Here is a 24,927-nt window from a genome sequence, read left to right on the forward strand (position 1 = left end):
ATGCTCCTCCAGCTCTCCGTCTTTTTCCCTGAACGGATCGGTCAGCACCTCCGTTAATTTTTGCTTCAAGAGCGTTTACACAAAATTATTGACAGACCCAAGATTGATGGTATTGCTGAGTTTTACACAAATGATTTAAATAGTGCAATGGGTTTTGAAATGGATCTTGTAGAACATCCAGACCTTGAATACTATCGTTCTAATATTATTCCTAACTCGTTTGGAGAAATATCTCATAATGTAAGTGAGGATTTTCTTGAGGCAATTCTGGAAAAACCAATTGGCCCTAGTAAATACGATTATTATGAAAGATGATATACTGTCGCTACTATACTCATAATAATTCAACTTAAACCAACAAAACTCAAAAGCCCTGCCAGCCTAATGGCTGACAGGGCTTTTGTAAATACTATCCTTTTAATTTTAGAACAATGTCAAATATTGATCTCTTTCCCACTGGTGGACTTGCGTTTTGTACATATCCCACTCAATTTCTTTCAGCTCATAGAAGTGAGCCAGAGCGTGCTCGCCGAGCGCGCTGCAGATGACATCGCTGCGGAGCAGCTCATCCAACGCTTCTTTAAGATCAACTGGCAAGCTAGGCACGCCGGATTCGATGCGCTCTTCTTCAGTCATAATGTAGATGTTGCGGTCTGTTGGAGCTGGAAGAGCTGTTTTGTTCTTGATTCCATCAAGGCCAGCTTTCAGCATAACAGCAAGTGCCAAATATGGATTAGCAGCAGGGTCTGGGTTACGCACTTCAACGCGCGTGCTCAGTCCTCTTGATGCTGGAATACGAATCATTGGCGAGCGGTTGCTTGCGGACCATGCCACATAGCAAGGCGCTTCATATCCTGGCACAAGACGCTTGTACGAGTTGATTGTTGGGTTCGTGATCGCAGCCATTGCGCGAGCATGCTCCAAAATACCTGCCATATAATAACGAGCGGTTGCGCTAAGGCCCAGCTTGTCGCTCTCGTCATAAAATACGTTAGTGCTGCCTTGGAACAACGATTGGTGGCAGTGCATACCCGATCCGTTAACGCCGAACAATGGCTTAGGCATAAATGTAGCATGCAGGCCATGCTCTCTCGCAATCGTTTTAACAACGAGCTTGAACGTTTGAATTTGGTCAGCCGCTTTAATCGCGTCTGCGTATTTAAAGTCAATTTCATGCTGTCCTGGAGCAACCTCATGGTGAGATGCTTCGATTTCAAAACCCATTTCCTCCAGCGTCAACACGATTTCGCGACGACAGTTTTCGCCCAAGTCCATAGGTGCAAGGTCAAAGTAACCGCCTTGGTCATTCAGTTCCATTGTAGGCTCGCCACGCTCATCGGTTTTGAAAAGGAAAAATTCCGGTTCAGGACCGACGTTCATCGCCGTATAACCCATTTCTTCCGCTTCCTTCAGCGCACGTTTCAGAATACCGCGCGGGTCTCCTGCGAACGGTGTGCCGTCAGGCATATAAATATCACAGATGAGACGAGCTACACGATCTTGTGCAACCCATGGGAATACGACCCATGTATCTAAATCCGGGTAAAGGTACATGTCAGATTCTTCAATACGTACATAACCTTCGATGGAAGAACCGTCAAACATCATTTTATTATCAAGCGCTTTATCCAATTGGCTCATTGGAATCTCAACGTTTTTAATCGTTCCCAGCAAATCTGTAAATTGAAGGCGAATGAATCTTACGTTCTGTTCCTCGGCAATTCTCTTGATATCCTCTTTAGTATAGCTCACTAAAAGTCATCTCCCTTGTTTGCTTGATTATAATCGTACGATTGCACCCTAGCGCTTGTGCAAGAAACGCGACAGCTGACCCTGTATAAGCGAGGCCTGACCAGGCCGTTTCTCCAATAGCTGCTGCTTGAGCATGCGGTGAAGCTGGGCATCAGACAGTTCCTTGCGTGTAACCTCCGACTGCTCGCTAACGATAGTCGCATCATCGGATTCTTTGGAAACCGGATTCATAACCTGCTTAATTCCGGCAATATTGACACCCTTCTCAATCAACGATTTAATTTCCAACAGCCGTTCCACATCATTAAAGGAAAAAAGCCGTTGGTTACCAGCCGTTCTCGCCGGTACGATCAGCTCATGCTGCTCGTAATAGCGGATTTGGCGGGCGGTCAAATCAGTTAGCTTCATTACAATGCCTATTGGAAATAAGGCCATATTTCTACGTATCTCGTCAGCCATATCACATCAACCTTCCAGTCGCTCATTTACATCTATTTTAACGTCCTACCAAGGAAGTGTCAAGTCATGTGAGGTTTAATTACAATTAATCCATTTTCAACGAGACGCTTCAGTGCCGTCAAAATACCGAATTTCGCGTGGGCAAACGTAAGCCCACCCTGCATGTAAGCGATATAAGGCTCGCGAATAGGCGCATCTGCAGATAACTCGAGGCTGCCGCCTTGAATAAACGTTCCTGCCGCCATTATGACAGGATGTTCATAACCAGGCATGTCCCAAGGCTCTGGTGTAACATGGGAGTCAACTGCCGCTGCCTGCTGAATGCCCTGTACAAAAGCAATCAGATGCTCTGCGCTGCCAAATTTGACTGCTTGAATTAAATCCGTACGCGGCGTATCCCAGTGAGGCTGCGTATCAAATCCAAGCTGCGTGAATAATGCAGAAGCAAGCACGCTGCCTTTAACCGCTTGTCCCACTAAATGAGGGGCCAGAAACAGCCCTTGGTAAATCGAGCGCAGCGTCCCAAGCATAGCGCCTACCTCGCCACCAATTCCTGGAGCGGTCAAGCGATAAGCTGCCGCTTCAACCGCTGCCGCTGTTCCAGCAATATAGCCGCCGGTCGAGGCAAGGCCGCCGCCAGGATTTTTGATCAATGAACCTGCCATTATATCAACTCCAACCTGGGTCGGCTCCAAAAGCTCGGTAAATTCACCATAGCAATTGTCTACGAACACCAGCACATCAGGCTTGATCTGCTTGACACGGCTCGTTATTTCACCAATTTGCTGCACAGTAAAAGAAGCACGCCAGCTGTAGCCGCGAGAGCGCTGGATGCCAATTACTTTAGTTTGTGCTGTAATGGCTGCTTCAATTCCTGCCCAGTCAAGGCCGCCGTCATCCAGCAGCGCCACCTCATTGTATTGGATGCCAAAATCCTGCAAGGAGCCTTTTCCATCGCCCGGCTTGCCAATGACTTTATGCAGCGTATCATAAGGCTTGCCTGTAACGTATAAAAGCTCGTCTCCTGGTCTTAATACCCCGAATAAGGCACAGCTAATCGTATGTGTCCCAGATACAAAATGCGGGCGAACGAGCGCCGCCTCCGCACCGAAAATATCTGCATATACCAAATCAAGCACTTCACGCCCACGATCATTATAGCCATAGCCAGTGGAGCCGCTAAAATGATAGTCGCTGACCCGATGCTTCTGAAAAGCCTGAATGACCTTCCACTGATTGCGTTCCGCAATGCGGTCAACCGCCTTCATTCGATCGCCTGCAAGCTCCTCAGCTTCCTCAGCAAGCTCCTCAAGCCGTTTCCATACCAAGTCTTCTTCCTTGCCGCTCCGTCCATTTTCAAATCCGCTATTTCCGTTCATTGCTGCTGTAGTCTCTCCCTTTTGTCGATCGGCTCCGAGGCATCCTTATACGATATAAGGATGCAGGCGGTGCCCATTCACTTCATAATCCTGTTTGCTTAGTTGAATCGTCAGACGAAGCAGTTCTCCCTCTTCGCCGTCCACCTCTTGCTCAATTACTTCCCCCGTACGATAGGCAAGCGCGATTAAATCGCCTCTGGAAGCTGGCAGCGCAAAAACAATGGTATCCCCCATCAGCTTTTCCTGAATCGTATCGCAAAGCAGCTTCAAGTCGGCTTCCTTGTACGCATTAATGATTAGAGAATCTCCACCAGAACGAAGCGTGTAGGCTTCCTCAGGCGAACAAAGATCGATTTTATTATAAATCGTCAGCGTCGGTTTGCCTGCAGCCCCAAGATCGTTCAGAATGCGGTCTACAACCGCCATTTGCTCATCGCGCATCGGCGAACTGCTGTCTACAACATGCAGCACTAAATCCGCCTCGTTCACTTCCTCAAGCGTCGCGCGGAAAGCGGCAACGAGATCATGTGGGAGATTTTGAATAAAGCCTACCGTATCAGTCAAAATTACTTCGCGGCCGTTAGGCAGCTCAAGCGTGCGTGAAGTTGGGTCTAGTGTGGCGAACAGCTGATTCTCCACATATACATCGGCATCCGTCAACTGACGCAGCAGCGTCGACTTGCCCGCATTCGTATAGCCGACTAGCGCCACTTGAATGATGCCGGATTTCTTTCTGCGCTCGCGGTACAAATGCCGATGGCGAACAACTTCGTCCAACTGGGCTTTAAGATCAGAGATACGCCCCCGAATATGGCGCCGATCTGTCTCCAGTTTGGACTCGCCGGGACCGCGCGTACCGATGCCGCCGCCAAGACGCGACAAGTTTTTGCCGTGTCCTGACAAGCGCGGCAGCAAATAACTGAGCTGTGCCAGCTCAACTTGTATATTCCCTTCGCGCGTTCCCGCACGCTGGGCAAAAATATCTAAAATAAGCTGCGTCCGGTCTACAATTTTCACATCCAGCATCTCTTCGAGATTGCGCACCTGCGCCCCGGAAAGCTCTTGATCGAAAATAGCAGTCGTCGCACCCATTTCATCGGCCACCAGACGAAGCTCCTCCGCCTTGCCTTTGCCGATAAACCATTTTGTATCAGGCTTTTCACGGTTTTGCGTTAATGTTGTAAGCACTTCAACGCCTGCTGTTTCAGCAAGCTTCACCAGTTCCTGAAGCGAATGCTCCGGGTCACTGGAACCGCGTTTAATTTGTTGTGTAACCAAAGTGACCAATATAGCCCGGTCCTGGATGTCAGTCTGTGTATCGTGCGTCTTTTCTCGCATATGTTTACCCTCTCAATCATTCATTGTGGCTCCATCAAGCTTTCGGCTCCCATTTGAAGTCCTCTGGCCTGATGGTCAATAGCTCTTGCTTTGGCGGTACACCGCTTGCATAATGATTCAGAAGCCGCACCGCCTGATGGCGAATCGCCTTTTCCAAAATATTTCTAACGTATCTTGCATTGCTGAAGGAAAAAATGTCATTTTGTTTCTCCGTCATTAAATGCTGCCTTAACTTAAATATGGACTGCTGCGCCAAATGATAATCACGATCCTTGGACATCAGCTCGGAAATTTGAATCAATTGGTCCACCGAATAGTCAGGAAAATCAATCTGAATCGGGAACCGCGAAGGCAAGCCGGGATTCGTCAGTAAAAAATGCTCGATCTCGGCCGGGTAGCCGGCAAGAATCAGTACAAAATCATTGCGCCGGTCTTCCATGCACTTCACAAGCGTATCAATCGCTTCTTTGCCAAAATCCTTTTCCCCGCCTCTGGCTAGACTGTAAGCCTCATCGACAAACAACACGCCGCCCATGGCCTTGCGTACCAAATCGCGCGTTTTCTGAGCCGTATGGCCAATGTATTCGCCTACAAGATCAGCACGCTCTACCTCAAGCAGATGGCCTTTCGACAGCACGCCCATTTTTTGAAACAGCTTGGCGACGATGCGCGCAATCGTTGTTTTTCCGGTACCGGGATTGCCTTTGAAAATCATATGATACACATGCGAGCCGCCAAAAAGACCAGCTTCCGACCTCATGCGGCTTATATAGAGAAGGGCATAAATTTCATAAATCAGCGTTTTCACATTTTCCATCCCGACCATTGGCTCAAGCTCTTTCTGAATTTCAGCAAAATGGTCGCTCGCAGGCAAAGGCTTCACCGCTGACAAAGACTCGCTTTCAGTGAGGGGCGCAGAAGCTGCGACTGCATACGTCTCATGGCTTCTGAGAATAACGTTAATTTGCCTTGAAGGCCTGGGTCCGCTATTTGTGCCCGATTTGACATGTCCGCTCATCTGACGCATCACCTATCCTTCGCACTTGTCATTAGGAATGAGCGCATTTGCATAAGCGCCGCATTCAAGCAGGAACCGCTCCCATGCAGCAGTCTCGCTGCTTGGGCATTGTTCCGCTTTACAAGTGTATTCAGGCATAAACGGTCCTATTAACAGATTTTATAACTATACCTGTCATAGGATCAGCCCAGCCAGAGCATCAGGGCGTCAAGCTTCCATTTCGTATAGGCCAGAACCTCGCGTCCTTCAGCGTTCCACGGCTTCAATACCTGTGATGGTGTACCCTCAGCTTCAACTGACGCATAGTTCAAAAATTGCGCAATTTCCAGTGCCCTAGGCGCATGGAATTGATGGGTAATAATTAAAGCGCTCGCAAAACCTTCGCGCTCCATAATGGTTTTGCTGAACAGCAGATTTTCATACGTGCTCGTCGATTTGTCCTCCAGCAGCACCTTGTCCTCTGGAATGCCTTTATTGACCAGATACGTCTTCATTCCCGCCGCTTCTGTCACAACTGCGCCCCCTGCATCAAGACCACCGCTCATAATGAGCTTGTCCACCTTGCCTTGCTCATACAGCTTATACGCTAGGTTCAGACGCTCTTTAAGCGCCGGACTTGGCACATTGTCCCAAAGCGCGGCGCCGAGCACGATACCGACATCCGCTTTCTCGCGCTCTTTAGGAGCATTATAACTGTTAATAACCCATAACACATAACCACACCAGAACACCCCTGCAACGATGCACCAGGCCAACATACGAAACAGGAGCAGCCCCGGACGCTTATTCGTCCGCCGCTTGCGCCGGCTGCTCCTTGTCCTTAGCATTTGCTTCATGACTCGCTTAACTCTCCTGTCTTCTCCGCCAAACTTTTGCGATGCTTCAAGCTAAGCGTAAAATAACGGAAACGCCCATTGCGTATATTGGACAGCAGCCTGCCGGCTGTCTTGCGTGCCATAGCAGCCTCCTTGCCTGTTACATCGCCTTGACGCAGCGCATCCTCAAGCTCATCCTCATCGAGCAGAAACACTTCACCGCTTGGCAGCACGACCACATCAAGAAACAGATCGTCAAACCAGGGAACCTGTTGATCCGTCAGTCCCTGTGTCTTGCAAATGTCAATGTACCACTGCACAACACGGCCCTTGTCATCAAACATCGTCGTCACGACAAAATGCTCGCCACGAGGAAAATGCTGCATCCACAAATAACCTCGATCTGCCAGACAAAGCCGGCGTCCGTTGTACTCTTTCCAAAGCGGCTCACGCAATTCGTGAATGCGGTAAAAGGTTACCAAGCCTCGGAACTCATCATTGTCCAGCGTGATGCAAGAGTAGCTCTTGCGCAAAATGCGACGCCAGTTCGCACGGTCAGAAAATTTTCGTTTCATACGGAACGTACCTTTCCGTTGAGATAAGCCCTAAAGTAACGGCTTTCGATGGTAAAGGATAGCTTTGTAAAAAGCTTACCATAACCAGCCGCTCATCTCCACCCGACTTGAAAAATAAACCAAGCTTAGCCTTTTTACACTGCAAAATCGCCGCCCCAGTAACGGGACGGCGATGGCAAAGCTATTTTTCCTGGATGATTACATTTTGAATAATGATTTCTTCAAGCGGCTCATTATTTTCAACTGGCGTCTTCGCAATTTCAAGCACCGTGTCCATACCGCTTACAACTTTGCCGAAAATGGAATAATTCGGGTTCTGATTCAAATTCTCGGAGCCAGAGCCTGTGCAAATGAAAAATTGGCTGCCGCCGGTATTCGGCTTTCCAGCATTCGCCATTGCAACGATACCAGACTCATACTTAATTTCCGTATCCAGCTCGTCGGGAATCGAATAACCAGGCGTCCCAACACCATTGCCTTGCGGATCGCCACCCTGAATCATAAACGACTCAATAATGCGATGAAACGTCAAACCGTCATAAAAGCCATGGCGAGCCAGAAATACAAAGTTATTTACCGTAATAGGCGCTTCGTTCGCATACAGCTTCACAGTAAAATTCCCTTTATTCGTTGTAAAAACGGCGGAATACGATTTATTGAGATCCAGTTCCATCTCCGGCATGCGCTCCCAGCGCATCACCTTCTCGGCATTGCCTGATTCCGCCGCCGTTCCTTTACCGGTCAAGCTTCCTTTCGCTCCACAGCCGGCAAGCAATGTCATTATGAGAAGTGCCATTACAAAAGCACTGCATACCGACCACTGTTTCCTGCTCATTCCTGTAACCAGCTCCTTACGTATTGCCGCTTGCTACCCGGCTTCGTTAGTCGTTCCATCCCCTTGGGCGGGGTCCGGCGTCGCGTTCGCCGGATTATCCCCTCCATCTACATTGCCGCCATTTTGCCCACCCTCCTCAACTGGAGGGCTAGCCATGTTATCCGTAGGCTCGGGACTAACTGTCCCTGGGTCGACGGTTTCAATTGGAGGTGTCTCCATGCTAGGCGTCGGGGTTGGCGTCATACCGCTGTCAGGACTAAAGGATGGCAGTTCAATCCCCCCTTCATCAGGATCAAGGGAATCCATCGGAACGTCTGGAACATCAATGACCGTCTCGGGAATTTGTACGGTTATCGTCTCAGACTGCTTGCTTGTCAGATTGTTTTCCGCATCGATTGCTATGACATAATAGTCGTACGTCATGCCTGGTGCAACGGACATATCATCAACGGTTGTTCCAGCAGCATCAACAAACAAGCTGAAATCCGCTTGATCCATCGCTTTGCGATAAACCTTATACGAAATGTTGCTGCTTGCTGCCCCTTGCCATGACAAAGCAACTTTCATTTGCTCTGGAACAAACACAGCGTTAAAATTCGTTACTGCACCGACATCTTTAACCGGCTCTTTCACGCCCTGTGGCTTCTTAAAGCTGGACTTCGGCATGTCTGCCATCGCCTGCTTCATAACCTTGGAGAACATGGCAGCCGACTGGGCACTGCTCTTCTTGAGCACATGCTGCTCATCTGTTCGATCGTAACCCATCCATACAGCGGCTGTCCACTCCGGTGTATAGCCTACAAACCAAGCATCACGGTTTGCGCTGGAGTTAAAGCCGGGAATACCGTGCTGGGTCGTGCCCGTCTTGCCGGCAACCGGGCGGTCTATTGCCGCACCTGTTCCCGTACCTCCGGATTGGACAACGGTCTGCAGCATTTCAGTCATATACCAAGCGGTATCCACATTCATAACCTGCTCAGTTGACGGAGCGTTGTACGTATAGACAGCCGTATTGCTGCTCGTCGTAATTTCTCTAATGGTATGGGAAACAACGGTTTGTCCACTATTGGCAAAAGTACTGTAAGCTGTCGCCATTTGCAGCGGTGTAACACCTTCCGTCAATCCGCCAAGCGCAATCGCAAGATTGCGATCCTGGTCGCTCAGTTCAAAACCAAGCTTTTTCGCAAATTTCACGCCGTTGCTAACGCCAATTTCATTCAGCGTCCATACGGCAGGCAAGTTGCGGGAATGCTTAACCGCTTCCTGCATCGTAATCGGCGTTGCACCTCTTGAATCTTTAGGACAATAGTTGCCGAAGCACGTTTTATCATTTTTCAAAACCGTCCACGGGAAATATTGACCGGTTTCCAGCGCCGGGCCGTAAGAAGTAATCGGCTTGAACGCCGATCCCGGCTGACGCGGCAATTCGACGCGATTCAAGCCTTTGCGTTCATAATCGCGGCCGCCTGCGATGGCTTGGATAGCCCCGTCCCGATGGTCGATAATAACCATTGCGCCTTGAACCTTCTTATCGTCGACGCTTTCCTCGAAGTTGGAGTCGTCGGCAAATTCTTTCTCAACGACGCTTTGCGCTGTTGGGTTGAGCGTCGTATAGATCCGGTAACCGCCAATACGCAGATCCGTTTCGGTCATATCCGGCATAACTCTCAATGCTTCTTCTACTGCGTAGTCAACGAACGCTTTATAAGGCTCGTCCTTGCTTTGCTCTACGGTAGGCGGAGTCACGTAATCGACGGCCTTCGCCTCGTCCATTTCGTCCTTCGTAATGTAGCCCTGATCGTACATCAGCTGAAGCACAACTCCACGGCGCACCTTGGAGCCTTCCGCATCATTAACCGGGTTGTAGCGGCTTGGCGCTTTCGGCATGCCGGCGAGCGTCGCCATTTGCCACAGCTTCAAGTCTTTCAGCTCGGTATTGAAATAATATTTTGCAGCTCCCTTGACGCCGTAAATGCCTTTGCCGAAGTAAATCCGGTTTAAATAAAGCGTCAATATTTCTTCCTTCGTATTGTTGTTTTCCAATGCGACAGCAATCGAAGCTTCCGTTGCTTTCCGGAACAACGTTTTATCCGAGGATAAAAACATATTTTTAGCTAGCTGCTGGGTAATCGTACTTCCGCCCTCGACCGCGCTGCGAGCGATAACGTCCTTGACGAGTGCCCGGCCAATTGCAAAAAAGTCGATGCCGGCATGCTCGTAAAAACGCTGATCCTCCGTCGCCACTACGGCGTTCATCATTTCTTTCGGAATTTCATCATATTCGGCAATTTCACGATTTTCTTCCGGTGTGGACAATCGAGAAATTTCATCTCCATTCGCATCATAAACAATAGATGCTTCGCCCATAACCATCATATCGGCTCTTTCCTTCAGCAGCCGCTCACCATTCAAAATAATAAGCGAATACCCGATGATCCCGCACACGATAGCTATAACTACAGTGAAAAATAACAGGAAAAACCAGGTTTTCCCCGACATTCTTCTTTTCTTCTTAGGCCCCGTTTTCTTCTCAGGTTGTGTTCTTTGCCTGCGATCAGCCATTGTGACTCCCCTCCTGCGCTTCTTCTTAGAAGCTGTCTGTCTTCTTATTTATACCCCTGGAATGAAAAGGACAACCCCTGTTAAAGCGGGCTGCCCTTTCCTTCCGCTATCTAGTTAAACGCAGATCGCTATTAGAAAGTTTCACTAATAACGTGCGCCTTACGAGTCAGAGCTGCTGTTGTCCTGCATGAGAGATACATTTCGCTGCGGAGTAAACGTCGAAATGGCATGCTTGTACACCATTTGTTGACGGCCTTCGCTGTCAATAATAATGGTGAAGTTGTCAAACGCTTTAATAACGCCCCGGATTTGGAACCCGTTCATCAGGAAGACTGTAACGGGAATGTTATCTTTACGCAATTGGTTCAAGAACGTATCTTGAATGTTGATGGATTTGTTCATTGGACGTTACCTCCGTCTACAAAAGATTGATTAGAAGTATATTCAAGATGGACTTGAAACTTTCCTGCTATTATACCATGAATCCGATGCAAATTGTTGTGAAAATTTTCCCCCATATCGATCCATTCGATATCTTTCATGTGACGAAACCATGACAATTGGCGCTTGGCAAAGCGTCTCGTGTCCCGTTTCAGCAAAGTTACCGCAGCCTCAAGCGTACATTCTCCCCGTAAAAATGACGCTATTTCCTTATAGCCGAGTCCTTGCATAGCTACAGCATGAGGCGGAACGCCGCGCGACAGCAGCGCCTTCACTTCCTCGACCAGCCCCTGCTCCAGCATTTGGTCAATTCTCAGCTCAATCCGGCGGTACAGCTCCGCCCGATCCATCGTCAGCCCGATGATACACAATTCGTAGGGGGATTCTTTTTTCTGACCCTTGAGCTGCTCTGATTGCTTGATTCCTGTTAAATGAAACACTTCAAGCGCGCGTATGACGCGCCTTTGGTCATTCGGATGCAGGCGTTCCGCGGACTTCGGGTCAATAAGCGCAAGCTTCGCATGCAGCGCCTCAGCACCGTGCGCAAGAGCAAACTGCTCCTGCTCCTGGCGAAAGGCCTCGTCTGAGCCGCTCTCTGAAAATTCAAAGCCGTAGCATACGGCTTCCACATATAGTCCCGTGCCGCCAACGATGAAGGGCAGCTTCCCCCTAGCAGCAATCTCTTCAATGCTGCTTCCGCAGCCTGCCTGAAAGTCTGCCACCGAATAGGGGTCATCCGGATCGCGAATATCAATTAAATGATGCGGGATGCCCTCTCGCTCTTCCAGTGGAAGCTTCGCTGTTCCAATGTCCATGCCGCGATAAACCTGCATCGAATCGCCCGAAATGATTTCCGCCTGCCAAGCTTTGGCCAGCTCTAGGCTTAAATTGGTTTTGCCAACTGCCGTAGGGCCAATTAATACGAGCAAAGGCTGCTTTTTGCCCAGCGCAGTTACCCGCTTATTCTCTTGTTCTGGCAACCTCTATCACTCCATAAGCAATTTTTGAAGAATGTAAATGCCGCCGCTCAAAGCCGAGTCTTGCAAACTCCTCGCTATGGCGGTGCTCCTTAAGCACGACGGTTTTGCGCGCCACTCGCAGTGCTTCGGTCACTGCCTCGATAGACAAGGCGTTGTCATTGACCAATTGGCGCAGCGGCTGAATCGAGCTCGACTCATGAATCGGCTGCCGGAACATCGGGTCAAAATACACGACGTCGACGCTTCGATCCGGCAGTTGCCGCAAGTAGTCCAGATGGTTCATGCTGATCATTCGGATTCTGCGCATCGCCGCATCCACATCAGCAAGCCCCGATTCGTAGACGGCAAGCCCTTCGCGCACCAAGGCGCATAGTACCCGCTCGCTTTCGATGGCAGTTACTTGTCCGGACGTACCGGCCGCATAAGCGAATACGAGCGAATCTGAGGCGAGTCCAGCTGTACAATCTACTATCGTATCGCCTTCCTCGCAGCCGGAGAGCGTAATGAGCGGATCTGTTTCTCCCCTTCGAAGCCGCTTGACTCTTACAAAAGCCATACTGGGATGAAAAAATAACGGCGTATCCGTCTGTCCTTCATAATACCTGACTTCGCGATCCGTCACAACAAACAGGCGAATCTCGGCCATTTCGGCGCCGATTTGCCGCAGCGTCATTCGGCCCCTCGCCCGATAAGGGACGGACAGCTCGCCTGCAATTCTTCTCGCCTTGGCGACCGTCGCCTCAGACGGACGATCGGCGGTTGTCACGATCATGACATCACCCGCTTAAACATTTTTTCGAGCTGATAGGTGGACATATGCACGACTATCGGGCGTCCATGCGGGCAAGTATACGGTTGATGGCATGCACCAAGCCGGGAAAGCAGCGCTTCTCCCTCTTCCCTTGTCAGCCTGTCATTCGCTTTAATAGATGCCTTGCAAGAGCACATAATGGCCGCCTTCTCGCGCAGCTTGGCAATATTGATTGATTTGCGCTCGGCCAGCAGCAAATCGGCCATCTCTTCAATAATATCCTTCTCCTCGCCATCCGGCAGCCACTGCGGATACGCGCGTACAAGAAACGTTTGGGAGCCAAATGGCTCAAGCTCGACGCCCGCTTCGTTAAATAGGGGCAGCAGGCCGCGCAGCTGCTCTGCCTCACCCGGCGTAAACTCCAGCGTAAGCGGCACTAGCAGCTGCTGGCTAGCAGCCTCGGGCATGCCAAACTTGGCGTAATAATATTCATAATTGATCCGTTCATGCGCCGCATGCTGGTCAATTAAATACAGTCCTTCCTCGGATTGCGCCACAATATATGTGCCATGCAGCTGGCCAATCCAATGCAGCTCGGGAAAACCCGCTTCATTGGCTGCTGAAGGCTGCTCCGGAGCAGTCGGCACTTGGCCTCCTTGACCGAAATGAATGTCGGGCAAGGAGGCCGTATGAACAGTAGCAGCAACTCCACTGCTTAAATCAGCAGTTGCAGCCCCTGAGCTTTCCAATCCGTTGCCGGGCTCGCTTCCGTTAGCCACAGTCTGCGAGCTAGCCGTGCTAGCTGCGTCTTGGCGTATCCATGAAGGCTCGGATGGAAGCGGAGCGTCTTCGCTTTGCGAAGGAGAACTATTCGCCGCTGCACGTGCAAGGGGCTGCACAGCCTCAGAGGCAAGGTTCCCCCATGCTGTGCTTGCTTCACGCGCCAAGCTATTTCCAGTTTGGGCAGGCTTGTACAAACGTTCAGCCGCATCCTTCGGCACAAATTCTCTGGAAGCACCTTGGCCAAATGGGGAATAAGGCGCTTGTGCTATCGACCGCTCCCCTTTGTTTTCCTTCTCTGGTACAGGCGGTGTTTTGGGCTCCGGACGATGAAAGGACATGGCGCCCTGAACGAATACAGGACCTGACCTTTTCTGATTATGTATAGAATCCGGACCAGGAATGTGACGTTCTTTGCCAAGTGCAGCCTGAATAGCCGACTCAACGAGCGTCCGCAGCTCTGCCTCCTTGCTGAAGCGAACCTCCATTTTGGAAGGGTGTACGTTTACATCAAGCAAGCTCGGATGCATGCCAATTTCAATAATCGCAAGTGGAAAACGATTGATAGGCAGCAGCGTATGGTAAGCCTGAAGCATCGCCTGATTAACGGCATGGCTGCGAATATACCGCCCATTTACAATGACGGTTATGCCATTGCGATTCGAACGTGTCAGCTCAGGCTTGGAAATATAGCCTAACAGCTCATAATCCGGGCTTTCGCCTTGTATCGCCATCATTGCTTTGGCCGTATTCGAGCCGTAAATAGCAGCAATAACCTGCAGACGGTCGCCTGTACCGAGCGTTCGCAGCAGCGTATTGCCATTGTGCTTTAGTGTAAAAGCAATACCGGGATGCGCAAGCGCAATGCGGTAAATATAATCTGAAATATGTCCAAGCTCGGTTTGCACCGCCTTCATATATTTCAACCGGGCTGGCGTATTGTAAAACAAGTCGCGCACCGTCATATCCGTACCTTGCGGCGTAGCAGCCGGAATACTGGCCGTAATCGTCCCGCCTTCAATGCTCAGCTTATGCCCTAAGCCAGTCTGTCCGGTAGAGGACAAGCATTCCAGCCGTGATACGGCCGCGATACTTGGCAGCGCCTCGCCGCGGAAGCCTAGGCTTGCGATGCGGAACAAGTCGCTGCTCGTTGCAATTTTGCTCGTAGCGTGGCGCTGGAATGCCGTTTCGATTTCTTCAGCGGGAATGCCCGAGCCATTGTCTGTCACACGGATAAGGTTCAAGCCGCCCTCTTCCACTGTGATGTCGATTGTGGAGCTGCCGGCATCGACAGCATTTTCGACTAGCTCCTTAATGACAGAAGCAGGTCTTTCTACCACTTCGCCTGCGGCAATCTGGTTCGCGAGCTGCTCGTCCAGTACGAGAATTTTACCCATATCTGTTTTCCTCCTTCCCACACGGACACGCCGCTTCTAGTCGTTCATTTTGCGTTTCATGTCATTTAGCCACTGCATCGCCTGCATTGGCGTCATATTGAACAGGTCGAGCTTGCGCAGCTGATCAGCAAGCTGCTCGGATTTGGGGCTGCCTTTACGGCGGCCCGAATCAGCCTGCGCGGCAGCTGGCTCATCCCAAATGGACAGCTGAATGGCCGCCGCAGTTTCGCGAACACCAGCATTCGATGCTTGGCTGGCCGAAGGATCGAATGCAGATGGAATGCTGCTATTTTCATGGTCGGAAGCATTTGACAAAGTATCACCAGACTGCAAGGCTGCATACGAATACTCTGGTTTATTTTTATTAGAAGCGGATTTCTCCTCAGCAGTGCGACTATCTGTTTCAACAACAGCAGCTGTGCTCATCTTGATACTCGCATTTTTTTCAACCAATGCATCCGAAACTTCCAATAGCTCATAGGATCGGGAAATAATGGACTCCGGCAAGCCAGCAAGCTTTGCGCAATAAATGCCGTAGCTCGTCCCTGCTGCGCCGGGTATCATCTTGCGCAAAAAGGTAACATGATCGCCGCTTTCCTGTACCGCCATACATGCATTGGTCAGCTGAGGCAAGGAATCCTCCAAATGCGACAGCTCGTGAAAATGGGTCGATACGAGCGCCTTGCAGCGAATCTGATGATGCACATATTCAATAACCGCTTGGGCTATGGCCATGCCTTCGCCCGTAGAAGTACCGCGCCCAAGCTCGTCAATAATGACAAGGCTGTTCTCCGTTGCCTTCTCGGTCATAATTTGAATATCCTTCATCTCCACCATGAACGTACTTTGTCCGCCAATCAGATCATCCGCCGCGCCAATCCGCGTGAAAATCCGGTCGGTCAGTGGAATTTGTGCCGATTTTGCCGGAACAAAGCAGCCGATTTGCGCCATAATGCCTATCAAGGCCACTTGGCGCATGTAGGTGCTTTTGCCCGCCATATTCGGTCCGGTAATGAGCAGCATCGAGTTATGCTCTTTATGTAGCTGCGTCGCATTTGCAATGAACGCTGCCCCATTTTCCATAACGGCCTCCACAACGGGATGCCTGCCTTCTTCGATGACCATATCGAACGAATCGGTAATCGAGGGGCGGGTAAATCTGCGCTCTGCGCTGACCGTCGCAAATGCCTGATACACATCAAGCTCTGCTATGGCTTCAGCAAGCCGCTGCAGACGGTGAAGCTGCCCTGCTAAATGCTCGCGAAGCTCCAGAAAACGTTCATATTCGATATCGACCATCTTTTCCTCGGCCTCAAGAATTAGGCGTTCCTTTTCCTTCAGCTCCGGCGTTACGAAACGCTCGGCATTGGAAAGCGTCTGTTTTCTTTCGTAGCGGCCCTCCGGCAGCATCGCGAGATTGGCTTTGGAAACTTCGAGATAATAACCGAATATTTTATTGTAGCCGATTTTGAGCGAGCGAATGCCAGTTGCTTCGCGCTCTGCGCGCTCCAGCTCGGCGAGCCATTTTTTTCCATTGGTACTAGCTTCTTTAAGCTGGTCCAAATAATCATCGTAGCCTGCACGAATAATTCCGCCTTCGCGAATCGAGACTGGCGGCTCGTCTACGACTACTGTCGCAATCATATCTGCCAAATCAGCGCAATCGTCCAGTCCGTCAACCAGCTTCTGCAGCCGCTGCGAACCCGAGGCTTTGCATAGCTGTACTAGTTGCGGAACGCGCTGAATCGACGTTTTGAGGGCATTCATATCGCGACCGTTGGCACTGCCAAACGCCACTCTTCCGACCAGACGCTCCAAATCATAAATATCATTCAGCTCAGAGCGAATATCATCGCGCAAAATCAAGTTGCGGTACAACGTATCCACCGCATCCAGCCTTGCTTCAATCGCGTTGCGCGACAGCAACGGCTTGTCGATCCAGCGGCGCATCAGCCTTGCACCCATTGAGGTTTGACTGCGGTCCAGCAGCCAAAGCAGCGAGCCCTTCTTCGAGCGGTCGCGCACAGTTTCAGTCAGCTCCAGGTTTCGGCGGGTATAATGATCAAGGATCATATATTGACCCGGCTCATAGCTGCGAATTGCGCGAACATGACCGAGGGAGCGCTTTTGCGTATCATCCAAATAGCCAATTAGCAGGCTCACTGCGCGCATGCATGCTTCATTCAGCTGTACAAGCTCCTGCTTTCCGAACTGGTCGAGCAGCTTTTGCTCCGGCACAGGCTCGCGCTTTGTCAGCAATATCGGGCGATTCCAAGCATCTGATGCTTGCAGCTTGTCCAGCAATTCCTCATCGCCAACAATTTCCGCAGGCTGATAAACGTTAATTTCATCGATCAGCGCTTCCATCTGAAGCGGGAACGAAGTGACGTACAGCTCGCCTGTAGACAAATCGCATGAGGAAATCGATACTTTCCCGTTTAAAAGAGCAATCGCTGAAATAAAGTTATTCGTTTTATCCGCGAGCGCTTTCGACTCCATGACCGTTCCCGGGGTAATGACCTGAACAATTTCACGTCGTACGACGCCTTTGGCAGCCGCTGGGTCCTCGACCTGCTCGCAAATGGCAACCTTGAAGCCTTTTTCAACGAGTCTTGCGATATAGTTTTGCGCAGAATGATAGGGTACGCCGCACATTGGAATTTTTTCCGTGCCGCCTCCTTCTCTTCCGGTTAGTGTAATTTCAAGCTCTCGCGAGGCCGCAATCGCGTCTTCAAAAAACATTTCATAGAAATCGCCCAGACGAAAAAAAAGAAACGCATCCTTCGCTTCTTCTTTAATCGCAAGGTATTGCATAATCATCGGGGTATAGCTTGCCACTGTTGCCCCTCCTTTATTGTGGTAAGCGAACGCGGGCGTTCGCAATCTATGTTTATCGTATCATCAGAGCCGCAAATTTCGCCAAATCTCCGAAATTCTTCCGAAATTCTAATGAAGCAACTTTCTACTATTATATCAAGCGTTGGCTTTCCGCGCCAACTTGTCTATTTTTCCTGATGTTCATATAGGGAGATAAACCGGGGAAATTAGCAAAAAAAGAGTGAAATGAAGCGAGAAATAAGAAGAGAAATAAACAGTGAGGCAAGGGGGAAAGGGCCTGTTTGCTTGGGAAACAAGCCGGGGTGAAAGTGCAGGATAGCTCTTTTGTCGGATAAGCTTGGGAAATAGAAGGCAATTTGAAAATAGTGAATTCGCTTCGTTGGTTTGGGGAAATTTTGTGGAGCTAATAAGCTGGCAGCGCTTTGTCGCTACGTTATGTGGGCACCGTACAGGCTGGATTTCATGTCAGCTTCGTTTGCTTCCATTATAGAGCTGAGGTGAAGCATGTAATGAACATTAAAGATTAAATAATAAAAATTATGTCGTCTATTTGTTTCGCGGCTTGTTAGAAGCTGGAGCTGGCATAGGGATGCGCCATTTGTGGCGGATGTCAGCCCGCTCATCCCAGGTTATGCCGCGCCGCGCTGCATCGAGCAAAGGCTCGATATCGGCCGCAAGGGCCGCATAGCTTGGCGTCGCCGCCAGCGCTGAGGCAAGCGGGTCCAGACACCCGGCCAGCTCTGCTCGGTCGCCGGAGTAGAAGGCTTCGACATACCGCTCGTCAAGAGCCGGTATGTCGGTGAGGACTCTAGTCTCGCGCGCGCATAGCAGCGCGAGCGCGAGCGCGGCTTTTGCCGCTGCTGGCGAGATGAGCCAGCTCGGCAGCGTGCGGTATTCGAAGCCGCCATGCGTCTGCTGGCGGTATTCGCCAAGGGCGCCGTAACGGGGGCGTCTGCCCCGGCCGGCCGGGTCTTCGACGAGCGCGAGCGGAAACGCCGCGTAGCTGTCGAGCAGCCGCAGCAGTCGGCTGGATAGCGGCGTGCCGCTGAGATGGATGTGCCCGCCGAGCGGCAGCCCCGGCACGGGCATGGCTCCGGCGACCCAGCAGAGGCTGGGGTCGCTTATGCGTTCGGCGGCGCGCAGCAGCAGCCGACGGAGATGCGCGGTCAGCGCGGCCGGGCTTTCAGCCGGCTCGGGCCGCAGCTCGGCGACGGGATAGACGATCCGTCGCCCAATGAGCATGGCGTCGCTGCCCGCGGCCCCTTGGGCGCCATCGCCAAAAAAGCGCGAAGCCGGCACGATCCGCCCATCCGGCCGCACCAGCGCAAACTCCGGGTCGGCGCCCAGCATCAGCTTGGGCGCCGTTCCCGGCATAGGCGCTGCTGCCGCCTCATACCAGGCGGCCATCCGCGCCAAGCCCACTGCGCGCAGCTTCGCATCGCGCACAGCCCCCGCTGCGCGGACGGCGGCACGCCCGCCTTCGCCCAGCACAACCTCGGCCTCGCCCATATCGAGGCCGAGTGCATACAAAGCGGCGACTGCGGCGCGGATGACCCGCCGCAGAGCCGCATCCCGCGGCCATGGCACTGCCGCATGGCCGCCTGGCTCCGCCCGCAGCAGCGGCTGCCCCGCTGCGGGCCTGCCCCACCGATCGAGGCGCTGCAGCTCGATCGGCTCCAAATGCGCAATAGCGACCTTATACAATCGGTCGCTATCTCCCAGCTCCTGCCGCCGGAGCAAGCCTGCCCGGCGCAGCCTTTGCTGCTGCTCGGCGGCAGACATCGCCGCAAAGCCGATCTCCCCCTCATTCAGCAGCCAGATGCCGCTTGGCAAAGCAGGCAGCACCTGCTTTTCACAGCCTTCACGTTTTTCACTCATATGCTGTTTTTCCGCAATTACCTTCTGTTCCCTCAAGCCCCGCTTTTCTTTAACGCCCTGCTGTTCCCACCTACTCTGCCCTTGCCCGCTCTCGCCTTGCTGACCTGTCTCTCCCTGCTGACCTGTCTCTCCCTGCCTAGATTCACTACCCTTCTTTTTCTCAGCAACACAGCCGCTCACGATAACCGCGTCCCCAGCCTTGACCTCTGCAAGCAGGCTTGCAGTTGGAGCTGATTCAGCGGCAGCGGCATTCTCTTTGCCCGCCAACTCCAATCGCCCTGTACTGCTGTTCCACAGCCATACTGCCGCCATCTCATTGCTCCTTTCTACTAAAACCCACTCACCCTACTCAAACCTGGCTTATAGGGCATACGCCCGATTATGTTTAATTCCAACAAAAAGAGGGCTTTCGCCCTCAAGTTTGCGGACATCGCCGCATATCATACCGTACAGAAGCCGAGGCACAATGGAGTTAAGCTACCGTGGAGAAGATTTAAGCTTCCGTGCCGGGAAGTTTCAATCCACATAAGCCACATGGCCGTCAGGCTGCCAGATTAAAGCTCGTCGTCGAGCAAATCCGGATCAAGATCTTCGTAGTCGTCATCGCCGAGACCGAACTCGTATTCCTTGGCATCAAGGCCGTCCAAACCTCCAGGGATACAAGCAACCGTCACTTTTGTCTCGGCAACCAGCTCTACCGAAAATTCGCGTTCAACCCGGATGACAACGCCGGAGCCGCTCGATGAAACATTCGCTTCGATACAATTCGGCTCCTGAAGCGCGTCTGCTGAAACTTCCACGGTTGTAGCGCGATGCTTCGGATCGACAAACGAAAGCGGAACATTTTCTACATAATGAACGGATTCCTTCGCAACCTCGGTTTGCGAGTTTTTGCTGTACGAGTACCAGATGTTAATGTCGTAAGTACCGATGACCTCAATCCCATCGCCCGAACGAACCGCTTCATATTGATGGTTGATAATCCATGCGCCCAAAATACTGGTCGGATGTTGAGGCGGCGTAACGGTATGGGTTACAGTGGAAAACTTACGACCTTTGCCGCAGACAGCTTTGGTGATAATTTCTCTGTACTGAAGCTGTTTATCTGCATTAGCCATTGATTTAACCTCCTCCATGCAATCATTCACTTAAAGTGTATGCAGGACGTGGGCGAATGTTGATAAAACGAATGCAGACAAAGAGAGATTGTTTTAAAAAACACCCACAAAACCCGCTGCAAAACGTAAATCCACGTTTCCCCAAGACCTTCGCTCCCCATTTCCCCGCCTTTAGTTGGCCGCTATATACGAGCAGCTTGCGGGAGGCTCGCCGCAAAATCTTTTTTCACCCTTGCAGCTCCCGCTCCTATTACGAAAGCGCCAGCTAAAATCGAACTATACTCATAGTTATGAAGGTGCCCTAGCCATTATGCCAAAGCCTGTATTTGTACCTATTGTTATCTACGAACTAGCTCAAAAAATGACATAAAAAACGTTTTGCCATATGCCCTACTGCTCACGATATCCCGCCATCAGCCTGCGCTCCAGCGCCGAAACGGCTTTGTACATAACCGTCGCAACCGCAGCAATTACAAGGAGGCTGGAGAGAACGAGCGTAAAGTTGAACACTTGGAAGCCATAAATAATTAGGTAGCCCAGCCCAAGCTTCGCCACGAGAAACTCGCCTACAATAACGCCGATCCATGCCAAGCCCACATTCACTTTCAGCGTCGAAATAATAACCGGGAACGAAGCTGGCAAAATCACGCTGCGAAAAAGCTGTGACCGCCCCGCTCCGAACAGCCGGACGACTTTAATATAGCCTGCATCCACCTCACGAAACTGGTTATAGATGTTCAAGGTTGTAATAATAACCGTTACCGACAAGGTGACCGCTACAATGGAGAGAAAGCCAGGACCAAGACAAACGATAAAGATTGGCCCTAGCGCTACCTTCGGCATGCTGTTCAGCACGACCAAATAAGGGTCCGCAACCCGCGATACAAAAGGGAACCACCACAGCAGCGCCGCAAGGAGCGTGCCCAGCAGTGTGCCCAGTGCAAATCCGACAATCGTTTCTGATACGGTCACCCCGATATGCGGCCAGATTGAGCCGTCCGACATCGTCCCCCACAATTGATGGAACATCTTCGTTGGATAGCTGAACAGCAGCGGATCAACCCACCGATTACGTCCCGCGGCCTCCCACAGCCCAATAAAGAGTACTAAAATAATGAACTGCGTCACTCCGACTAACGCCGTCGTCCTTTTTGCCCGCCGCATATAAGCCTGGTGCAGCCAGTCTAGCCATACTGCTCTACCCTCTTTTACATCAGAAGGCAATTGTATCTGTTCCTGCCCTACTCGCTCCGGCTTACTATCTGTGTGTTGCTCCCTTTGCTGATTTGAACCCCCGTCATCCTTCATTGCTCTCGCTCCCTTCCCAGAGGGTCTTCTCGGCAGCGTCCAGCTCTGCCCATAATTGATCGAACAGCGGCTGAAATTCCGGCAGCTGTCGAGCTTTCATCGGTGATGCCTGCCGGATTGAATCGGGTATCGTCAGCTCGTAGCGAATTCGACCTGGATTTGCTGCCAGTACTATGACGCGATCACTCATCGCCACCGCTTCAGATAGATCATGCGTGACGAGCAGCGCCGTTTTCCCAAGCTTTCGCAGCGTTACCTGCACCAAATCCTCCAATTGAAGCTTAATGTGCAAATCCAGCGCAGAAAAAGGCTCATCCAGCAGCAATACTTCCGGCTCAGTTGCCAGCGTCCGCGCCAAGGCGACCCGCTGCCTCATACCGCCCGACAGCTCATGCGGATAACGGGCTCCCGCTCCGGGCAGGCCGAGCTCAGCCAGCAATTCAGCTACGGTTTCAAGCGCAGCCTGCGTCTTATTCCCCGTCAATTCCAGCCCCAGCGCCGCATTATCCAAAATCGTCCGCCATGGAAACAAATAATCCTGCTGGAGCATATAACCGACAAGGGTTGACGGTTGTTTAACCTGTCGATTGTTCAGGAGCACTTCGCCGCGTGTCGGTAAAAACAAGCCCGCCAGCATGCTGAGCACCGTCGTTTTTCCGCATCCGCTTGGGCCAACCAGACTGACGAACTCGCCGCGCTGAACGGTCAAGTTCATATCCTCCACAGCAAGCGAGGCGCCCTTGTCATTCACATATACATGAGTCACTTGCCGCAGCGTAAGCGCGGGGTCACTATTCGCCATCTTTTTTCCTCCTCGCAGCCATCGCTACTTCACGGCTTCAATCGCAGCTTCCGCAAAGGCCGTGTTTACGATGGCATCATGCTCGGTTCGCGCCTTCAGTTCGCCGGCCGAGGTCATGACGTCCAGCAAATTGTTCCATTCCTCCTGGTCAATAATCGGGTCGGTCGCGAAAGAGCCTTGCTGCTTATAACGATCGATCGAGCTAATCAAAATGCCGCGATCTACATTTTCAAAATAAGGCAGGACAACGTCCGCAATGGTTTCGGCACTATTTTCAGCCACCCATAATTGTGCCCGATGAATCGCATTGGTGAAAGATTGCAGCGCCGACTTGTTTTTGTTTGTAAAGCTTTGCTTCGCCATATAAACGGTGTACGGCAAATGCCCGCTCTCCGCACCAAAGGAAGCCACAACCTTGCCACGGCCCTCTTTCTCAAAAATAGAAGCCGTCGGCTCAAAAAGCTGCACGAAATCGCCTGTCCCTGAAGCATAAGCTGCCGAAATATTGGCAAAATCGACATTTTGGATCAGCTCCAAATCCTTCTGCGGGTCAATTCCGAATTTTTTTAGTGTAAATTCTCCAGCCATCTGCGGCATTCCACCCTTCCGCTGTCCAAGGAAAGTTTTTCCTTTCAATGACTGCCAATCAAAGGTGGGCTCCGGCTCGCGAGCAACTAGAAACGTCCCATCGGTCTGCGTCAATTGGGCAAAATTGATGACCGGGTCCTCAGCTCCCTGCTGGTACACATAAATCGAAGTTTCCGAGCCGACAAGCGCCACATCGATTACGCCCGACAGAAGGGCCGTCATCGTCTTGTCACCGCCAGCCGTTGTTGTCAGTTCAATGTTCAGCCCTTCCTCTTCAAAAAAGCCCTTCTCCAGCGCTACATATTGTGGCGCATAAAAGAGAGAGCGCGTGACCTCGCCGACTTTCAGCGTTGTTTTCTCGCTTTTGCCGCCGCAGCCTGCCAGCGCAGCGGTTGCAGCCAGCGTGACAACTAGCAGCAACGTTGTCCATCTTCTCCTCATCTTTCTTTCTCCTCCCGCTATTTACAGCTTGCGTGTTGTACTCCAGCCTATGCGTGCATATCGTCGGCGGTGATTGCCGCTAACGGCTTTTTGGGCATGAAAAAGCCGTTATTCCACCTGCTCCGGAATAACGGCTCTACTAGGGCATGTATGTGAACGCAAGCGAGCTATATCTCGAAAGAAGCCAGCGTTCAAACGTCTTCCCTCTACTACCGAGAATGGCACAACTCATAAATGTGAACCTACTTACCAAAAGGCAGCTTCATGCTGCTCTTTTTGGAGCTTTGCTCCCTGCACAAACAGACAAAAATAGACTTGGAGGACGCAGCAGCCGCTATTTGTACCGAATCACTGGTTTTGGCACAGGCTGCGGACTCAGGAGCCGCTAATGCGCTGCCCATCGTCATTTTGAGAGGATTATGAAGGTAATAGCGGCTCTCCTGTCCGCTTAAGGCCCAAAATGGGAGTGAAATCCAGAATAACGGAAACTCAGTCCTTCAAAAAAGGAATAAGTTTCCAAATATATATATCCTAAGCCACAGTGGTCTCTGTGACTGTACTCTAAGTAACAATCGCATGCTGTGCTTCCTTAAGCCTTGAACAGTCAGAGGAGATTGGTCTCGAATACGTACTTAGCAAGGTGCAGCAGGAAGAGCTTCCGTTTGCATACACATCATCGGAAGCAATAAAATAAATTTGCATTTTATATAAATTAATAAACATTTCAATCCACGCTCCCGCACGGGGAGCGACGGTGGATGGATCACGATTGAAGAATACGCCATCAAGTTTCAATCCACGCTCCCGCACGGGGAGCGACTGACTATTGCGCAGGCGGGACATGAGACAGGATGGTTTCAATCCACGCTCCC

The 24,927-nt window shown here is 51.2% G+C and carries 20 protein-coding genes and 1 CRISPR repeat array (1 of these 21 only partly in view); of the genes, 1 reads left to right on the forward strand and 19 read right to left on the reverse strand.

Translation table 11 applies throughout. The features are described from left to right. Positions 1-60: 60 nt before the first annotated feature. Positions 61-315, forward strand: a complete 255-nt coding sequence (locus ASF12_RS34155; RefSeq protein ID WP_155972672.1) for a hypothetical protein — start codon at positions 61-63, stop codon at positions 313-315. 108 nt (positions 316-423) lie between these two features. Here ASF12_RS34155 and glnA read toward each other — a convergent pair whose 3' ends face one another. The 19 genes from glnA to ASF12_RS00095 form a co-directional block, all read right to left on the reverse strand. Continuing rightward, the gene (gene glnA, locus ASF12_RS00005; protein WP_056028047.1) at positions 424-1,752 is read right to left on the reverse strand and encodes a type I glutamate--ammonia ligase; all 1,329 of its coding nucleotides are present in this window, start codon (positions 1,750-1,752) and stop codon (positions 424-426) included. Positions 1,753-1,800: 48 nt separating this feature from the next. Next, complete coding sequence (locus ASF12_RS00010; protein WP_046232536.1) at positions 1,801-2,211, reverse strand: MerR family transcriptional regulator; 411 nt, start codon at positions 2,209-2,211, stop codon at positions 1,801-1,803. A 59-nt stretch (positions 2,212-2,270) separates the two neighbouring features. Continuing rightward, complete coding sequence (locus tag ASF12_RS00015) at positions 2,271-3,590, reverse strand: methionine gamma-lyase family protein (RefSeq protein WP_056028050.1); 1,320 nt, start codon at positions 3,588-3,590, stop codon at positions 2,271-2,273. Between the two features lie 45 nt (positions 3,591-3,635). Further along, positions 3,636-4,928, reverse strand: coding sequence for a GTPase HflX (hflX, locus tag ASF12_RS00020; RefSeq protein ID WP_056028060.1), 1,293 nt, complete (start codon positions 4,926-4,928; stop codon positions 3,636-3,638). A gap of 34 nt (positions 4,929-4,962) precedes the next feature. Beyond that, positions 4,963-5,946 carry an AAA family ATPase gene (locus ASF12_RS00025; protein WP_056032563.1) on the reverse strand — a complete coding sequence of 328 codons (984 nt, stop codon included), beginning with the start codon at positions 5,944-5,946 and terminating at the stop codon, positions 4,963-4,965. A 182-nt stretch (positions 5,947-6,128) separates the two neighbouring features. Next, on the reverse strand, positions 6,129-6,782 hold the full coding sequence (locus ASF12_RS00030; protein WP_063892452.1) for a YdcF family protein: 654 nt from the start codon (positions 6,780-6,782) through the stop codon (positions 6,129-6,131). After that, the gene (locus tag ASF12_RS00035; RefSeq protein WP_056028063.1) at positions 6,779-7,336 is read right to left on the reverse strand and encodes a DUF402 domain-containing protein; all 558 of its coding nucleotides are present in this window, start codon (positions 7,334-7,336) and stop codon (positions 6,779-6,781) included. The genes ASF12_RS00030 and ASF12_RS00035 overlap by 4 nt, the downstream gene beginning before the upstream one ends. Before the next feature lie 181 nt (positions 7,337-7,517). Further along, complete coding sequence (locus ASF12_RS00040; protein WP_056028066.1) at positions 7,518-8,171, reverse strand: peptidylprolyl isomerase; 654 nt, start codon at positions 8,169-8,171, stop codon at positions 7,518-7,520. A 33-nt stretch (positions 8,172-8,204) separates the two neighbouring features. Then, the gene (locus ASF12_RS00045) at positions 8,205-10,733 is read right to left on the reverse strand and encodes a transglycosylase domain-containing protein (protein WP_056028069.1); all 2,529 of its coding nucleotides are present in this window, start codon (positions 10,731-10,733) and stop codon (positions 8,205-8,207) included. A 159-nt stretch (positions 10,734-10,892) separates the two neighbouring features. Continuing rightward, a complete protein-coding gene (gene hfq, locus ASF12_RS00050) occupies positions 10,893-11,135 on the reverse strand; it encodes an RNA chaperone Hfq (RefSeq protein ID WP_056028072.1) in 243 nt (80 codons plus the stop codon). Beyond that, positions 11,132-12,154, reverse strand: coding sequence for a tRNA (adenosine(37)-N6)-dimethylallyltransferase MiaA (gene miaA, locus ASF12_RS00055; RefSeq protein ID WP_235532994.1), 1,023 nt, complete (start codon positions 12,152-12,154; stop codon positions 11,132-11,134). Before miaA ends, hfq begins: the two co-directional genes overlap by 4 nt. Continuing rightward, positions 12,135-12,926: a class I SAM-dependent methyltransferase gene (locus ASF12_RS00060; RefSeq protein WP_056028074.1), complete on the reverse strand. Its 792-nt coding sequence runs from the start codon at positions 12,924-12,926 to the stop codon at positions 12,135-12,137. The genes miaA and ASF12_RS00060 overlap by 20 nt, the downstream gene beginning before the upstream one ends. Then, a complete protein-coding gene (gene mutL, locus ASF12_RS00065; RefSeq protein WP_056028077.1) occupies positions 12,923-15,082 on the reverse strand; it encodes a DNA mismatch repair endonuclease MutL in 2,160 nt (719 codons plus the stop codon). The genes ASF12_RS00060 and mutL overlap by 4 nt, the downstream gene beginning before the upstream one ends. A 36-nt stretch (positions 15,083-15,118) precedes the next feature. After that, positions 15,119-17,920, reverse strand: coding sequence for a DNA mismatch repair protein MutS (gene mutS / locus ASF12_RS00070; protein WP_155972675.1), 2,802 nt, complete (start codon positions 17,918-17,920; stop codon positions 15,119-15,121). 546 nt (positions 17,921-18,466) lie between these two features. Beyond that, entirely contained in the window at positions 18,467-20,110 is a 1,644-nt protein-coding gene (locus ASF12_RS00075; protein ID WP_056028080.1) for a putative amidoligase domain-containing protein, read from the reverse strand. A 242-nt stretch (positions 20,111-20,352) separates the two neighbouring features. Continuing rightward, entirely contained in the window at positions 20,353-20,916 is a 564-nt protein-coding gene (locus tag ASF12_RS00080) for an outer spore coat protein CotE (protein WP_056028083.1), read from the reverse strand. A 390-nt stretch (positions 20,917-21,306) separates the two neighbouring features. After that, positions 21,307-22,080 (reverse strand): ABC transporter permease, encoded by a 774-nt coding sequence (locus ASF12_RS00085; protein WP_155972906.1) that lies wholly within the window; start codon positions 22,078-22,080, stop codon positions 21,307-21,309. Between the two features lie 133 nt (positions 22,081-22,213). Next, positions 22,214-23,026: an ABC transporter ATP-binding protein gene (locus tag ASF12_RS00090; protein ID WP_056028086.1), complete on the reverse strand. Its 813-nt coding sequence runs from the start codon at positions 23,024-23,026 to the stop codon at positions 22,214-22,216. Positions 23,027-23,050: 24 nt separating this feature from the next. Continuing rightward, positions 23,051-24,055, reverse strand: a complete 1,005-nt coding sequence (locus tag ASF12_RS00095) for an ABC transporter substrate-binding protein (RefSeq protein WP_056028089.1) — start codon at positions 24,053-24,055, stop codon at positions 23,051-23,053. Positions 24,056-24,776: 721 nt separating this feature from the next. Beyond that, positions 24,777-24,927: a CRISPR direct-repeat array (repeat unit 32 nt; unit sequence GTTTCAATCCACGCTCCCGCACGGGGAGCGAC) (it continues 1,280 nt past the right edge of the window).

Origin of the sequence: Paenibacillus sp. Leaf72 (assembly GCF_001422685.1) — a bacterium.
Classification (GTDB): domain Bacteria; phylum Bacillota; class Bacilli; order Paenibacillales; family Paenibacillaceae; genus Pristimantibacillus.